This window comes from Pacificimonas aurantium (assembly GCF_020092905.1).
GTDB classification, from domain to species: domain Bacteria; phylum Pseudomonadota; class Alphaproteobacteria; order Sphingomonadales; family Sphingomonadaceae; genus Pacificimonas; species Pacificimonas aurantium.
In genome coordinates this window covers 1,174,211-1,188,467 of the sequence record NZ_JAGSGB010000001.1, presented here as the reverse complement: position 1 = coordinate 1,188,467, position 14,257 = coordinate 1,174,211, and the positions used below count along the sequence as shown (strand labels likewise).

At 65.1% G+C, this 14,257-nt stretch carries 15 protein-coding genes; 7 read left to right on the top strand and 8 right to left on the bottom strand.

The window, feature by feature from the left end:
* Nucleotides 1-4: 4 nt before the first annotated feature.
* From KCN53_RS05760 to KCN53_RS05740, 5 genes are all read right to left on the bottom strand, one after another.
* Nucleotides 5-1,342 (bottom strand): S41 family peptidase, encoded by a 1,338-nt coding sequence (locus tag KCN53_RS05760; protein ID WP_088711029.1) that lies wholly within the window; start codon nt 1,340-1,342, stop codon nt 5-7.
* Nucleotides 1,343-1,428: 86 nt separating this feature from the next.
* Entirely contained in the window at nt 1,429-2,601 is a 1,173-nt protein-coding gene (locus KCN53_RS16150; RefSeq protein WP_088711030.1) for a murein hydrolase activator EnvC family protein, read from the bottom strand.
* On the bottom strand, nt 2,591-3,013 hold the full coding sequence (locus KCN53_RS05750) for a 23S rRNA (pseudouridine(1915)-N(3))-methyltransferase RlmH (protein WP_088711031.1): 423 nt from the start codon (nt 3,011-3,013) through the stop codon (nt 2,591-2,593). Before KCN53_RS05750 ends, KCN53_RS16150 begins: the two co-directional genes overlap by 11 nt.
* Before the next feature lie 34 nt (nt 3,014-3,047).
* Nucleotides 3,048-3,437 carry a ribosome silencing factor gene (gene rsfS, locus KCN53_RS05745; protein ID WP_224199387.1) on the bottom strand — a complete coding sequence of 130 codons (390 nt, stop codon included), beginning with the start codon at nt 3,435-3,437 and terminating at the stop codon, nt 3,048-3,050.
* 15 nt (nt 3,438-3,452) lie between these two features.
* The gene (locus KCN53_RS05740; protein WP_088711033.1) at nt 3,453-4,061 is read right to left on the bottom strand and encodes a nicotinate-nucleotide adenylyltransferase; all 609 of its coding nucleotides are present in this window, start codon (nt 4,059-4,061) and stop codon (nt 3,453-3,455) included.
* 169 nt (nt 4,062-4,230) lie between these two features.
* Here KCN53_RS05740 and KCN53_RS05735 point away from each other — a divergent pair, with 169 nt between their 5' ends.
* The 5 genes from KCN53_RS05735 to nhaA all read left to right on the top strand — a co-directional run bounded on the left by KCN53_RS05735 (nt 4,231) and on the right by nhaA (nt 10,651).
* Nucleotides 4,231-6,408, top strand: a complete 2,178-nt coding sequence (locus KCN53_RS05735) for a TonB-dependent receptor (RefSeq protein ID WP_088711034.1) — start codon at nt 4,231-4,233, stop codon at nt 6,406-6,408.
* Complete coding sequence (locus tag KCN53_RS05730) at nt 6,408-7,841, top strand: alkaline phosphatase (RefSeq protein WP_172406138.1); 1,434 nt, start codon at nt 6,408-6,410, stop codon at nt 7,839-7,841. Before KCN53_RS05735 ends, KCN53_RS05730 begins: the two co-directional genes overlap by 1 nt.
* A gap of 79 nt (nt 7,842-7,920) precedes the next feature.
* Nucleotides 7,921-8,139: a dodecin gene (locus KCN53_RS05725; RefSeq protein ID WP_088711035.1), complete on the top strand. Its 219-nt coding sequence runs from the start codon at nt 7,921-7,923 to the stop codon at nt 8,137-8,139.
* 63 nt (nt 8,140-8,202) lie between these two features.
* The gene (locus tag KCN53_RS05720; RefSeq protein ID WP_088711036.1) at nt 8,203-9,312 is read left to right on the top strand and encodes a sensor histidine kinase; all 1,110 of its coding nucleotides are present in this window, start codon (nt 8,203-8,205) and stop codon (nt 9,310-9,312) included.
* A 40-nt stretch (nt 9,313-9,352) separates the two neighbouring features.
* Nucleotides 9,353-10,651: a Na+/H+ antiporter NhaA gene (gene nhaA / locus KCN53_RS05715; RefSeq protein WP_088711037.1), complete on the top strand. Its 1,299-nt coding sequence runs from the start codon at nt 9,353-9,355 to the stop codon at nt 10,649-10,651.
* Here the strand turns inward: nhaA and KCN53_RS05710 are convergent.
* The 3 genes from KCN53_RS05710 to KCN53_RS05700 form a co-directional block, all read right to left on the bottom strand.
* The gene (locus KCN53_RS05710; protein ID WP_088711038.1) at nt 10,632-11,510 is read right to left on the bottom strand and encodes an acyl-CoA thioesterase; all 879 of its coding nucleotides are present in this window, start codon (nt 11,508-11,510) and stop codon (nt 10,632-10,634) included. The two genes, nhaA and KCN53_RS05710, sit on opposite strands and share 20 nt — an antisense overlap.
* Nucleotides 11,507-11,932 carry a methylmalonyl-CoA epimerase gene (gene mce, locus KCN53_RS05705; RefSeq protein ID WP_088713277.1) on the bottom strand — a complete coding sequence of 142 codons (426 nt, stop codon included), beginning with the start codon at nt 11,930-11,932 and terminating at the stop codon, nt 11,507-11,509. Before mce ends, KCN53_RS05710 begins: the two co-directional genes overlap by 4 nt.
* Before the next feature lie 83 nt (nt 11,933-12,015).
* The gene (locus KCN53_RS05700; protein WP_088713278.1) at nt 12,016-12,675 is read right to left on the bottom strand and encodes a M23 family metallopeptidase; all 660 of its coding nucleotides are present in this window, start codon (nt 12,673-12,675) and stop codon (nt 12,016-12,018) included.
* Between the two features lie 116 nt (nt 12,676-12,791).
* Here KCN53_RS05700 and KCN53_RS05695 point away from each other — a divergent pair, with 116 nt between their 5' ends.
* On the top strand, nt 12,792-13,766 hold the full coding sequence (locus tag KCN53_RS05695; RefSeq protein WP_088711039.1) for an SPFH domain-containing protein: 975 nt from the start codon (nt 12,792-12,794) through the stop codon (nt 13,764-13,766).
* An 18-nt stretch (nt 13,767-13,784) separates the two neighbouring features.
* On the top strand, nt 13,785-14,249 hold the full coding sequence (locus KCN53_RS05690; RefSeq protein ID WP_088711040.1) for an NfeD family protein: 465 nt from the start codon (nt 13,785-13,787) through the stop codon (nt 14,247-14,249).
* Nucleotides 14,250-14,257 lie beyond the last annotated feature (8 nt).

Sequence of the window (14,257 nt, the reverse complement as noted above, 5' to 3'; positions counted from 1 at the left end):
CGGGCTATTCCGCCACGCTCGCCATTTTGATGAGTCCGGGCTGACCGTCGAGACGCCCGAGAATGTCGAGCGCATATTGCAGCTGGAAGTCCTCGATGCCGGCATCCTGAAGCTCTTCATAGCTGATGTCGAAGCGAGGATTGACCATGTCATCTTCCTCGATGATCGCGTCGTCGCCGACACTCTCGTTACGAAGCGCCCGGCGCAGATCGGTCTCCCGCACCACGCGGCGATCCGCGTAATTCTCATCGCTGAGCTGCGGGACGATGATGTCGGGTTCGATACCCGCTTCCTGTACCGAACGGCCGGAGGGCGTGTAGTAGCGGGCAGTCGTCAGGCGTAGCGCCGTGTCCGTTCCCAGCGGGATCAGCGTCTGGACCGAACCCTTGCCGAAGCTCTGGGCCCCGATCACGAGGGCGCGCCGGTGGTCCTGCAGCGCCCCCGCCACGATTTCCGATGCCGACGCCGACCCTTCGTCGACGAGCACCACGACCGGCTTGCCGTCGGTCTGGTCGGGCGTGCGCGCGAAATAGCGCTGCACATCCTTCGACTGGCGGCCGCGCTGGGAGACGATTTCGCCGCCATCGTTCAGGAAAGCGTCGCTGACTTCGATCGCCTGGTCGAGAAGACCGCCCGGATTGGAGCGGAGGTCGATGACGAAGCCGAGCAAGTCGCTACCCACTTCCTCCTCAATGGCCTCGATCGCCTCGCGCGTCGCATCGCCGGTCTGCTTGTTGAAAGTCGAAATGCGGATCACGCCGACGTCGTTGGTCACTTCCCAGCGAACCGGCTTCAACTCGATCGTCTCCCGCACGAGCGTGAAGTCGATCGGCTCGTCCTCGCCTTCGCGAACGACGGTGATTTCGATCGGCGTACCCGGCGGCCCGCGCATCTGTTCGACGGCTTCGTTCAGCGACAGGCCGTAGATGAGCTCCCCGTCGATATGGGTGATGTAGTCGCCCGACTCGATGCCCGCGCGCGCGGCGGGCGTATCGTCCGTCGGCGCCACGACGCGAACGACGCCGTCTTCCATGTTCACGGTAAGGCCGAGACCGCCATATTCGCCGTCGGTCTGCGTCCGCATGCGGTCGAAGTCGCTCATATCCAGGAACGAGCTGTGCGGATCGAGGCTGGCCAGCATGCCGTCGATTGCGCCCTGAAGGAGCTGCTCGTCGGACACCTCCTCGACATATTCAGCCCGCACGCGTTCGAACACGTCCATCAGCTGATCCAGCTGGCGATAGGTGTCCTCGCTGTTGCTCGCCGCCTGGACCGTCGTGGGCGTCGGGACGAGCGCGCCCAGTGCGATCGGCAGGAAGGCGTAGAGAATGCGGTGCTTCATGTCGCGGGTTCCTCGAACTCAAGAGATACCAATATAGAGACGCTCCTCGCCCACTTACAGGGCCTGTTACGACACGGGGCAGCCACTCACCCGTCCTCCTGCGAAGCCCGCGCCTCGCCCGCGATGTAAAATAGCGGGTCGACGGGCGTACCACCGCGGCGCAGTTCCAGGGCGACCCCAGCCGCGCCCGCCCGGCCGACGGGCAGTCCGCGAGAGACCTCTTGGCCCACCTGCGCTTCGACGTCCGCCAATCCGGAAATGATGGTCGTCATGGGCGGACCGGTCGCCACATTCCCATGCTCCAGGATGACGACTCCGCCATAGTCGCGAAAAGGGCCAGCATAGACGACCGTGCCATTCGCGGGCGAGGTCACGAGCGCACCTTTACGGGTACCCAATGTGATCCCCCTGCCGATCACTCCCACCTCGCTAGGCGCGCCAAAGCGGGCAAGAACCGGTCCGGTCGCCGGACGCCGGTAACCCAGTGCATCCACCTCAGCGCGCGCAGGCCTGTGGCTGCGAAGACGGCGGCCGCGTTCGATGTCGTCGGGCAGGGCGAGCCCCCGGTCGAGGCCGGCCGCTTCGACCGCATTGGCTGCCAGCCGGCTGGCCCGCGTCGCGGCGGTAGCGGCGTTTTGCGACAAGCTGCGCGAGCGGCGACGATAGCGGGCCGCAGCGTCGCTATATTCGGACATTCTCTCGCTAAGTTGCGCTTCGGTGCGCGCGAGGGCGCTGCGCTGCTTCGCAACGCTGCGGCGCAGCGCTGCCAGCCTGTCGAGGTCGGCGCGCAGATCTGCCGTTCTTGCAAGTATCTTCGGGCGCACCGTCTTCACGAGCGAGGCGAGGCGGGCCGCCTCCAGCGCGCTGCCCGGTTCAAGAAGCATCGCCGCGGCGGGCCGGCGGGCCATCGACTGAAGGGCGGCAAGCAGCGCGGTCAGTCCCTCCTCGCGTTCGGCCACGCGGTCCAGCAGGGCGCCGCGTCTGGATTGCAGCGTCTGCAGCCGGCGCTCCGCAGCCAGCGCTCGACCTTCAAGCACCTGAATCTCCGCAGCCATCTGTCTGACCTGCGCCTCGGCCTGCGAAGCGGCAGCGGCAGCCTCTTCGGATTCGCGCCTCAGCTCACGCGCCTCGCGGTCGACCGCGAGAGCCGAGTCGACGGCTTCCGTTTCCGGCCCGGCATCCTGAGCTCGGCCCGGTTCCGCTCCGGTGAAAAGCAGGACCCCCAGCAGAATAGCGGTAGCGCGAGGGTCAGCCGGCACGGTGATAGGGATGCCCTGCGATGATGGTTTCCGCCCGGTAAAGCTGCTCCGCCAACATCGCGCGTACGAGAAGATGCGGCCACGTTGCGGCGCCGAACGAAAGCAGGAGGTCGGCACTCCGGCGAAGCTCCTCCGGATGACCATCCGCGGCGCCGATATGAAACTGCGTCTCGCGCACGCCCTCATCGCGCCATGCGCTCAGCTTGGCCGCAAGGGCCTCGGACCCAAACGCCGTGCCGCGTTCATCCAGGACCACCATCCTAACCGGGGCCGAAGGCTCGGGAAGACGGCCTCCGCTTTCGGGCAATTCCGTAAGCTTCAACGGCGGGCGGCAACGGCGGGCATAGCGCTCGACCAGCTCGGCTTCGGCGCTACGCCCGATCTTGCCGCGGGCAACGATATGCAGCCTCATGCCGAGCCTCGTCCGCGGCGCCGCACGCGGCAGCTCAGGACGGGTTGGAGGCGGCGGCGCTGCGCAGGTGCGGACTGTCCGCGACGGCCCACATCTTCTCCAGATTGTAGAAGCTGCGCACTTCGGGACGGAAAAGGTGCACGATGACGTCACCGGCGTCGACCAGAACCCAGTCGGCCGCCGGCAGCCCCTCGATGCGCACCGGGCGGCCCATCTCGGCCTTGATGCGCTCGGACAGCTTCTGCGCCATCGCGGCGACCTGCCTGGTCGACCGCCCGGACGCGATGATCATGTGATCGGCAACCTCCGTCTTACCGCTGAGGTCGATGTCGACGAGATCCTGCGCCTTGTCGTCATCGAGACTCTGCAGGACCAGCTCGTGCAGCCGGTCGGAGGAGCCGGTGTCGCTAACGCCTTCAGGCAAGATGGTATGCGTCCTTCATCTAGGGGGGGCCGGGTCTTCGATATAGGCACCTGCCCAGTCGGGCGAGTGCGCACGAATGGCTGTGGCGGAACGTGCGTCGAGCGGAATGCGCAGGAACAGGATCGCCGGTAATCTCCATTCGGTCCATCGCCGCGCCTGTTCCGGCCGTTTCAAGAACCTGCGCAGCCAACCCATCGCCTGAGCGCGGTGGGCCGCCCCAATGTAGTCGGGCCGGGCCATAACCGCAATCGGCAGCGTGCGCGCGAGGCGCCGCCACTCTTTCCAGCGGTGAAACTGCACCAGATTGTCGGCGCCCATCAGCCAGATAAAGTCGTGCTGCGGAAACCGCCGGACCAGCGCCCGGGCCGTATCCGCGCTATATCGGGTCCCCAGTTCGACCTCCAGGGCCGTTACCTCCAGTCGCGGATGGCGGGCCACTTCCTTGGCTCTCAGCATTCGTGCAGGGAGCGGCGCCATCGTGCGTTTTGCCTTCAGCGGGTTCTGCGGGCTGACAAGCCACCACACCTGGTCGAGGCCCAGCCGGCGCAGCGCCTGCAGGCTGATATGGCGATGACCGCCATGAGCGGGATTGAAAGAGCCGCCTAGGATTCCGATGCGCGCCATGGTCGCCTCGGCTTAGGCGCCGCCGGCGCAGGGAAACAAGCGGCTTGATCGCCGGGCCTGTCCACCCGCGCCGCGCAGCGCCGTGTGCGCCCGCACATGCACCGATTGACAGGAATCGTAGGAACGCGCGTAAGAGACGGGTTTTCCGACACCTCCGAGGCTTACTTACATGTTCCTGCGCAGCGCCTTGTTCGCCGGCATTTCCACCCTTGCAGCGTCCACGGCGGTCGTGGCGGCCGAGCCAACGACGGACCCGGTTTCCCTGAACCTCTCGCAGGAGGCGATGGAGCGCCGATACCTGACCGAGCCAGCGGATTTGCTTGGTCAGGCGCCCAACGGCGTCGCCGTGACGACGCCCGGCTTTGGCGCAGGAACGCTCTATACCCTCCGCGGCGTGCCGGATGTGGGCACCTATATCGACGGCATCCGCCTCAGCCTTCCCACCGCGAACCTGCTGGGGTCGTTCGACTATGAGCAGATCGATATCGGTCGGGGGGCTGCGCTGTTCCCCTTTGCGCTCCCTTCGGCGGGTGGATCGGTATCGGCCCGCTCCCACCGGCCCGGCGCTGAACCGCATGGCCGCTTTCGCGCGCATTACGGCGCGTTCGACCAATGGGGACTGGACGGGTCCCTCGACATCGCCTCCGACAACGGCAGCTTCGGCATGAACCTCAATGGCTTCTACGAGGATGGCGACGGCTATGTGGACAATCTCGCGACCGGCGAGACGCTGAACGCCACGCGGCGCTGGGGCGGGCGGCTCGGCATCCGCCTGACGCCCACGGACGGCCTTGAATGGGACGTCGTCGCCGGCGTCGTGCAGGACCGGTCGCTCTATCTCTACAATGCCGAGTGCGGCGACCTGTGCGACGACCGCTACTCCACGACCGGCTTTTCCAACGAGGTGGACGACCTCCTCGACCCACTTGCAGGCCTGCCGGTCAGCGGCGACAAGGCCCGCGGTGGACTGGGCGCCGAAACGGCAGTCGCGCTCATGTCGAGCGACATGCGGCTCGATGCCGGATTTGGCACGTTTTCCTTCGTGGCGGGCTATGCCGATACCGACCAGGACTACGGGCTCGACCTGTCGGCAGGCAGCCCGCTGCCGTCCGGGGGCGGCGCATTCCCGGAAGATCCCGCTTTCCCGCTGGGACAGGATCTTCGCCTCGGTGAGACTTCACGCGAAGACCTGACCGCCAGCCTCAGGCTGGAGGGCGATGTAGCCCGGGGCTTCGGCTACCTGATCGGGATTTCCGGATTCGACTCGAGCGAAACGTCCGATGAGGCGCGCGTGACGACCGGCGACGACGGGGTGTCGGCCGTGGCGTACGACCGCCTGACGGAGGTCAACTCGACCGGCTATTCGGTCTTTGGCGCCCTCTCGGCCGAACTCGGCGCTTTCAGGCTTTCCACGGGCGGCTCGTTCGGTTCCGAAAGCCCCGAGGTCGTTCAGAGGCGCAGAGATGTCGCACTTCCCACGGTCCGCGACTCCTTCGAGGAAGACCTTTGGAGCGCCTTTGCCGACGCAAACCTGGCTCTCGGGCCGTCTGCGAACCTGTTTGCCCGGGCTGCCCGCGGTCACGGCACCGCCGATTTCGAAGAAGACCGCCTGGGCGCTACCGGGGCGGGGCGGCTGCGCCCGGTTGAGACCCTCAGCTTCGAAGCTGGCATTTCCGCGGGTCTGTTCGGCGATGCAGTCAACCTGCGCGCCTTGGGCTTCTATCTGGAGGCCGACAACCTCGCGGCTGGCTTCAGCGAGACGGAAGTCGCCGCGAGCGCTGTACAGGCCGACCTTCGCAACGCCGGCGCCGAACTGGAACTGGTCGCGCGGCCTTTCGACGGTTTCGTCCTCACCGCGGCGGGCGGCTACCAGTCGCCGGAATTCAAGGAGAGCGGTGCGCTCATGCAGGTCAGGCAGGCCTGCCTCGCCGAGTTGCAGGCGGGTCAGGCAGGCGGCGTCTGCGGATCCGGCTTCATCGGCAGTGACGGGACGATCGCCGATCCCGTCTACGCGCCCGACTTCACCGCCCGCGCCGACGCCTCGTGGAGATTTTACATCCCCTCCGCGGAAAGTTTCATCACTCCGTCACTTGCAGTTGATTATCGGGGCGACATGGAGACGAATTCGGCCAACCTCCCGCTGCAGGGACCGACCGGAGCGATCCGCGCCGATGCGCGGACGCTGGTCGATGCCGGCCTCTCCCTGGAAACCGACGACGGCTGGTGGCTGGTATCGCTGGAATGCGACAACTGCTTCGACGAGACATATGTGGATTCGAGCGCAGCAGGCCTTCCTTATCTCGGCCGTCCGATGACCTGGACATTTCGAGCCCGAAGGAAATTCTGATGCTGCGTACTCTTGCGGCCGCCTGTCTGTCGGCGGCCCTGGCGATGCCCGCCGCTGCCCAGGACGCCGAGGCACGGCCGAAGAACATCATCGTGATGATCGCCGACGGAGCCGGCTACAACATGCTGGCCGCCACGCGCTACTGGCACGGCCGGGCGCTGACCGCCGACGGCCCGGCATGGGAAAAGGCGGCGATGGCGACCTACGCCCTGCGCCGCGACATCGAGCCCCTCGGCCTCTCGCAAAATCCGGAGACCGTCTACGACAGCGGCAAGAACTGGGACGCCGCGCCAGTGACGGGCGCGTCCGCCTGCGCCGACGGCTATGATGCAGGCTATGCGGGCTATGAGTGGAACCGCTGCTCCGCGCCCGACAGCGCCGGGACGATGTCGGCCATGATGACCGGTATTCGCACCTATAACGGGGCGATCAACGTCGACGGGCGCGCCGAACCGGCCAAATCGCTGGCGGAGACAGCGAAAGCGGCCGGCTGGAAGGTCGGCACGCTGTCGAGCGTTCCCTTCACTCATGCCACTGTGGCTGCAGGCGGCGGCGCGCATAATCGCGACCGCGACAATTACCACGAGATCGCTTCGGAAATGCTCTCTTCGGAAACGCTCGACTTCATCGCGGGCGGCGGCAATCCCGACTATGACGGCGATGGCAAGGTACGCGGCGAAAATGCGGACGAACGCTACCGGTGGATTTCGGAAGCGGACTGGACGGCTTTGAAGAGCGGCGAATCGGCTTGGACGCTCGTCGAGGACCGGGATGCCGTTCGCGACCTCGCCTCCGCTCCGCAAACCGGCCGCCTTATCCTTCTTCCCCGCGTGGCCAGCACGCTGCAGGTCGAACGCACGCCGGTCGGCGGCGACGGGGGCGACCCGCGCCTCCAGGCTCCCGGCGACACCCCGCCCATCGAAACGGTGCCAACGCTCGCGGAGCTTGCCGCAGCAGCGCTCTCGCAACTCGAAGGCGGAGACGGCATGTTTCTCCAGATCGAGGGCGGCGCCGTCGACTGGGCCATGCACGGGAACTTCCTCGGCCGGGCGATCGAGGAATATAATGGCTTCAACGAGGCCGTGGACCTGGTCGAGGCGTGGGTCGACGACCCTGACAACGGATCGACGTGGGACAATACGCTTGTCGTCGTCACCGCCGATCACGATCATTTGCTGTTCGGTCCCGGCAATGCGCCCTTCGAACCGATCGAGAATCGCGGGGTGGGTAAGCTTCCCGGTCACAAATGGTGGTCGGGGTCGCATTCCAACCAGCTCGTGCCCTTCTTCATCCGCGGCGCGGGCGCGGACCGGGTGATCGCCGAAGCGGATCAGATCGACAGCGCCCGGGTGAACGGCGAAACGGTGGGCCGAGGCCGCTACCTGACCCAACCGGAACTGGGAGAGGCGCTGATCGGGCTCGTTTCGGACTAGGACTTTTCACAGCGGGCCGGAACAATATCGGGGCCGCGAAGCGTTGGATTGCTCTTTATGCCAGAGCAGGAGCGCCTCAATGTCCGACAATGTCTATGCCGTGACGGAACTCGTCGGAACGTCGGAAACGAGTATCGAGGATGCGATCTCCGGGGCCATCGGCCGGGCGTCCGAAACCATCGACAATCTTGACTGGTTTGAGATGACCGACCTGCGCGGACATATCGACGGCAACAAGGTGAAGCATTTCCAGGTCACCATCCGCCTAGGTTTCCGGCACGATCCAAAATCGGCCTAGTTTGAGCCAGCGCAGCGGGTCCCGCCACTGGCCGGAGCCCCCGCTGCGCACTATGAGGCCGATGTGAACTACATTCCTCCCGGCACACCAGCCTCCGAGCGTCGTCGCCAGGCGATCCTCGACTCGCTGCGCGTTCTCGATACGCCAGCCGAGCAGGAATTCGACGGGATCGCCCGGGCCGCGAAGCTCGCTCTGAATGTAGAAACGGCGCTGCTCAGCCTCGTCGATCGCGAACGCCAATGGTTCAAGGCCGCCGTGGGCACCACAGCGCGTCAGACGCCGCGCGACGTGTCCTTCTGCGGGCATGCGATCCTGAAGCCCGACGAAGTCATGGTCGTGCCGGACACCCGCGAAGACGAGCGTTTCCGCGACAATCCCCTCGTGACCGGCGACCCGCGTATCCGCTTCTATGCCGGCGCCCCGATCGTGGTCAGCGGCGAAGCGGTCGGCACGCTCTGCCTGCTGCACCCCGAACCGCGACCCGAAGGGCTGTCCGATCGCGAAACGACGATCCTGAGAGAATTGTCCCGTGTCATGTCCAATGCCCTGACGGCGCGGACGCAGCAGATCGACTACGCTCAATCCGTCGAGAATCAGGCGCGCGAACTCCGCCATCGGGTCAACAACCTGATCGGGCTAATTGACGCACTGGCGGGCCGTACCGCCACCGAAGTTTCCAACCTTCCGGACTTTATAGAGCTTTACAGATCGCGGCTGCAGGCGCTCGCTCGGACTCAGCGGCTGACCCTGTCGACAGAAGACGGTACCGATATCGAGCAGCTGATCGAGGCAGTCGTGTTCCCCTTCCGGTCGAGTTTGAAGAGCCGCTGGTCGATTGGCGGCCGGTCGATAGAGACGGGAACGCGGCGCGCGCAGGTCATCGCTCTCACCGTCCACGAACTGGCCCTTAACGCCTTCAAATATGGAGCGTTCAGTCGTCCGGGCGGAGAAGTCGAGGTTGTGTTGGATGGTGATCCGCACGAAATTCTGATCACGTGGAAAGAGATCATTCCCGACGGGCCCGTGCCGGAGAGCTTCGCCGTCGACAGCGCGCTCATGTCCACGGGATCCGGCAGGTCGATCGTCGGACGGCTCGTGAAAGCGGAAGGCGGCACGTTCGATTTCGACCTGGGGCCGCGTAGTCTTACCGCAAAACTAAGCCTCCCGGCTTAGCGGCTTTTCAAAATGGCTGCCTCTGGGGTAGGCGAGGCGCATGGCTGAAAGACCCCCCGAGGAGAACGGTATGCTTGGCGCCGTTCACACCACCTTGATCGAGCGGCCGAAGTCGGCCCTGCGCAACCTCGTCGCGACGGAATCGGCCGGCGGTCTGGTCCTGATGGGGGCCGCGCTTCTCGCCATCCTCGTCGCCAATACGGCGCTCTACGACAATTACGACCACCTGCTGCACACCTACCTAGGCGGGTTCGAATATGAGTCGGGCCTCAGCTGGAAGGGCCTCAGCGTCCTCCACTGGATCAACGACGGCCTGATGGCGATCTTCTTCCTGCTCGTCGGACTGGAAGTGAAGCGCGAGATGCTCGACGGGCAGCTGTCGACATGGGAGCGGCGCATCCTTCCTGGGGCCGCTGCGATCGGCGGCATGGTCGCCCCCGCACTGATCTTCGTCGCCTTCAATGCAGGCGAGCCGACGCTGCGCGCCTGGGCGATCCCCGCCGCGACCGACATCGCCTTCGCTCTCGGCGTACTCGCGCTTCTCGGCAAGCGCGTTCCCGTCTCGCTCAAGGTGTTCCTGACCGCAGTCGCCATCATCGACGATCTCGGCGCGATCATCATCATCGCCCTGTTCTACACCGCAGAGCTGAACCTGGTGCCGCTGGTAATGGCGTTCGGCCTTCTCGGGGTCCTGTTCTTCCTCAACAAGCGCGGCGTGCGGACGTTGTGGCCCTATATGGTCATGGGGCTCGTCATCTGGGCATTGATGCTCGTATCGGGCGTCCACGCCACCCTGGCGGGCGTTGCCGTGGCGCTGACGATTCCGATGACGAAGAATCCCGGCCATCCGGACAGCGTCGAGTCGCCTCTCCACAAGCTCGAGCACGCCATCGCGCCCTGGGTCGCGTTCCTGATCGTTCCGATCTTCGGCTTTGCTAATGCCGGCCTGAATTTCAGCGGCCTCGAGCTCGAAATGCTCTGGGCGCCCCTGGTCCTCGGGATTGCGATGGGCCTGTTCATCGGCAAGCAGATCGGCGTGTTTTCGGTGATCTGGCTGCTCGAAAAGCTGAACATCGTGGACTATCCCGCGCGCGCCTCGGTGGCGCAGGTCTACGGCGTGTCCCTGCTTTGCGGTATCGGCTTCACCATGAGTCTGTTCATCGGCAACCTTGCCTTCGTCGACATGACGTACATCAACGAGGTGAAGATGGGCGTTCTCGGCGGGTCGCTCCTCAGCGGGATTGTCGGAACGCTTGTGCTGGTGTTCGCCCAGCAGGAAAGGCTCGAGGAGGAGCCCGACCTGCCGGCAAGCGACGAGGTCAGGACCTCGGCCGAATAAGGCCCTCCTGCGCCACCGAGGCGCACAGCCGTCCCGAGCGGTCGTAGATAAGGCCGCGGTTCATGCCGCGCGCATGGCCTGCCCAGGGGCTGTCCTGCACGTAGAGCAGCCAGTCGTCCGCGCGAGCGTCGGCGTGAAACCACAGCGCATGGTCCAGGCTGGCGATCTGCACTTCGCCGGAATACCATTTCAGCCCGTGCGGCCGCTGACAGGTCGAAAGCAGGGTCATGTCGCTGGCATAGGCGAGCAGGCAGCGATGCAGTTCGGGATCGTCCGGCAGCGGCGCCTGGGCACGAAACCACACCTGCTGGCGCGGCTCGCTCCCCTCCTCGTCGGGCACGGACTGGTCGACGCGGCGGAAGTCGATCGGGCGTTCCCGCAGAAAATGGTCGCGCATCCGCTTCGGCACGGAATCTATGAAGCTTGCCCGCCACTCCGTCTCGCTCATCAGCGTTTCGGGATCGGGAACATCCGGCATGTCGAAACGGTGCTCATAGCCATCTTCGACGATCTGGAAGCTGGCGGCCATGTTGAAGATCGGCTTGCCGTTCTGAATCGCGATCACCCGCCGCGTGGAAAAGCTGGAGCCATCTCTGTCGCGTTCGACCTGGTAGATCACGGGAACGTCGATCGCCCCCGGCCGCATGAAATAGGCATGCAGGCTGTGCGCGGGACGCTCTGTCCCCACGGTTCGCTGCGCCGCCACCAGGGCCTGCGCGATGACCTGGCCGCCGAACAGGCGAAACGTGGCATCCGGTGAGTTCTGGCCGCGGAACAGGTTCTCGTCGATCCGCTCCAGGTCGAGTATGTCGACCAGCTCTCGCATCAGGCCTGCGGCGTCCGGATCCGCATCGCTCATTCGTGAAGATCCTCGGGACGTTCCATAAGCTCGACGAGGACGCCGCCCATATCCTTCGGATGAACGAAGATGACCGGGGTGCCGTGGGCCCCGATGCGGGGCTCGCCCGTGCCGATCACCTTCGCGCCCTTGGCCGCCATCTCGTCGCGTGCGGCATAGATATCCTCGACCTCGAAGCAGACATGATGCTGCCCCCCGGCCGGGTTCTTCGCCAGAAAGCCGTGAACGGGGCTGTCGTCGCCCAGCGGCTCGATCAGTTCGATCTGGCTGTTGGGGACGTCGACGAAGCAGACCCGCACCCCCTGTTCGGGCATGTCGAAAGCGTCGTGGATCTTCGTGGCGCCCAGTACGTCGCGGTACAGCGTCACCGACTTCTCGATCGACGGGGTCGCCACCCCGACATGGTTCAGACGTCCGATCATTTTCATCTCCTTTGGGCGTTCGCGGCCACGGCCGCGCCTTGCGGCCAGCGCTTAGATAGGGCCGCTACGGGCGGCAAGCCGCGCTAGTTGGCGGACAATACGGGATAGGGGTCGATGGGCGTCGCCTGCCACCAGCGCTTTTCAGGGCCCAATCGCTCGATGGCAAAGTGAAGATGAGGTTCATCGCCATCGGCGTTGCCCGTGCTGCCGACATATCCGATCACCTGGCCCCGGCGCACGCTGTCGCCCTCGGCAAGGCCGTCCGCGCGGCTGTCCAGATGGGCGTAATAATAGACATAGGTCTCGGTCGGATCGAACTGGTAGATCGTGATCCCGCCGCGGTCGGAATCGTAGAACTTCTCGATGACGCCGTCTTCCGCGGCGAGTACGGGCGTTCCCTGCGGCGCCGGCAGGTCGATGGCCCTGTGCTGACGACCGCCGCGATCGTCCTGGAATTGCGGGCGCAGCTCGTCGGCCGGAAATCCCTGCACCGGGATGACCAGATCCTTTCCCATCAGCTGCGCAAGGGCAGGGCTGGAAGGCTCGACCAGCATCTCTTCCGGTACGGGAACGGGTATTTCCCGGGGCGGAAGCGGATCGGCCGGGCTGTCATCGACCAGTTCGGGCACGGTCACAGCCGGCCCGCCCGTATCGGGCGTCCGCTCATAGAGGAAGATCCAGCCCGCGCTGGTCGCGAGGGCCGTTACGAGCGTCGTGGCGAGGATGGTTCCCAGAGTACGCATCTTGAAGGCCTTCTTCCGGACATCGTGCGGGCTCCGCAAGAGCCAGCTCTGCATTCGCCTTGCGGGCGGGCGGCGGGCCGCTAGGCTTGCGCTCCATTCTCTCGGGGAGGCGGGCCATGCTGGAAGCGGGCACCATCATCACGTTCATAATCGTCGCACTCGTGATCGTCGCGCTCTTCAAGGCCGTGGTCGTCGTCCGCCAGGGCCACGAATATACGCTGGAGCGCCTTGGCCGCTACACCCACACGCTGAAACCCGGCTTTTCGCTGATCATGCCCTTCATCGATTCCGTCGGTCGGCGCATCAACGTGATGGAGCAGGTTCTCGACATTCCTGGTCAGGAAATCATCACGCGCGACAATGCCATGATCTCGACCGACGGCGTGGTCTTCTTCCAAGTCCTCGATGCCGCCAAGGCCGCGTATGAGGTCAGCGATCTCTACAATGCCATTCTCAACCTGACGACGACGAACCTGCGGACGGTGATGGGATCGATGGACCTCGACGAGACGCTGTCGAAGCGCGACGAGATCAACGCCCGCCTGCTGGCGACCATCGACGAGGCCACGGGCGTATGGGGCGTCAAGGTTACCCGTGTCGAAGTGAAGGATATCCGGCCGCCGCAGGACATCGTCGAGGCGATGGCGCGGCAGATGAAGGCCGAACGCGACAAGCGCGCCACCATCCTCGATGCCGAAGGCGAGCGGCAGGCGGCCATCCTGCGGGCGGAGGGCGAAAAGCAGTCGAACATTCTCGAGGCCGAAGGACGGCGCGAAGCGGCGTTCCGCGATGCCGAAGCGCGCGAGCGCGAAGCAGAAGCGGAAGCCAAGGCCACCCGCGCTGTTTCCGAAGCGATCGTCGGGGGCGACGCGCAGGCGATCAACTATTTCGTGGCACAGAAATATGTCGACGCTATGGAAAGTTTTGCCCGTTCCCCGAATGCAAAGACGATTTTCCTTCCGCTTGAAGCCACGAGCCTGGCCGGGACGATTGGCGGCATCGGCGAACTGGTAAAGACGATCGCAAAGGACGCAGAAACCTCCTCCAAACCCGGAAGCGCGCTGGACCAGCCCCGCGCCGACCGAAGCTAAAAGAAGCGGGCGGAGGCAATGGGCGATCTCTTCGGCCAGCTGTTCAGCCCGTGGGGATGGGCGGCCGTCGGCCTACTCCTGCTCGGTCTGGAAGTGATCCTGCCGGGAACCTTCGTCATGTGGTTGGGGATCGCGGCCCTTCTGACCGCCTCCTCCACCCTGTTCTTCGATCTGGGCGTTGAACCGCAGCTGCTTAGCTTCGCGCTCTACAGCGTTGTCAGCGTGCTGCTGGGGCGCAGATACTTCCAGAACCTGTTCGAAGCCGCTCCCTCTCCCGGCCTCAACGAGCCCGCAGCCCGATATGTCGGGCGCGTCGTCGAGGTGATCGAGCCTATCGAGAATGGAAGGGGGCGCGTCAAAATCGCCGACTCCCCTTGGATTGCGCAGGGGCCGGACACACCTGCGGGACGCAAGGTTCGCATTGTCGCCGTCGACGGATCCGCCGTCGAGGTCGAGCCTGTCGCCGAACTTCCGGCGGCGTAACGCCGCCT

Coding starts and splice junctions, on each gene's coding strand:
- KCN53_RS05760 (WP_088711029.1), bottom strand. CDS start 1,342: ATGAAGCACCGCATTCTCTACGCCTTCCTGCCGATCGCACTGGGCGCG.
- KCN53_RS05750 (WP_088711031.1), bottom strand. CDS start 3,013: ATGAGGCTGCATATCGTTGCCCGCGGCAAGATCGGGCGTAGCGCCGAA.
- KCN53_RS05740 (WP_088711033.1), bottom strand. CDS start 4,061: ATGGCGCGCATCGGAATCCTAGGCGGCTCTTTCAATCCCGCTCATGGC.
- KCN53_RS05735 (WP_088711034.1), top strand. CDS start 4,231: ATGTTCCTGCGCAGCGCCTTGTTCGCCGGCATTTCCACCCTTGCAGCG.
- KCN53_RS05730 (WP_172406138.1), top strand. CDS start 6,408: ATGCTGCGTACTCTTGCGGCCGCCTGTCTGTCGGCGGCCCTGGCGATG.
- KCN53_RS05725 (WP_088711035.1), top strand. CDS start 7,921: ATGTCCGACAATGTCTATGCCGTGACGGAACTCGTCGGAACGTCGGAA.
- nhaA (WP_088711037.1), top strand. CDS start 9,353: ATGGCTGAAAGACCCCCCGAGGAGAACGGTATGCTTGGCGCCGTTCAC.
- KCN53_RS05710 (WP_088711038.1), bottom strand. CDS start 11,510: ATGAGCGATGCGGATCCGGACGCCGCAGGCCTGATGCGAGAGCTGGTC.
- mce (WP_088713277.1), bottom strand. CDS start 11,932: ATGATCGGACGTCTGAACCATGTCGGGGTGGCGACCCCGTCGATCGAG.
- KCN53_RS05700 (WP_088713278.1), bottom strand. CDS start 12,675: ATGCGTACTCTGGGAACCATCCTCGCCACGACGCTCGTAACGGCCCTC.
- KCN53_RS05695 (WP_088711039.1), top strand. CDS start 12,792: ATGCTGGAAGCGGGCACCATCATCACGTTCATAATCGTCGCACTCGTG.
- KCN53_RS05690 (WP_088711040.1), top strand. CDS start 13,785: ATGGGCGATCTCTTCGGCCAGCTGTTCAGCCCGTGGGGATGGGCGGCC.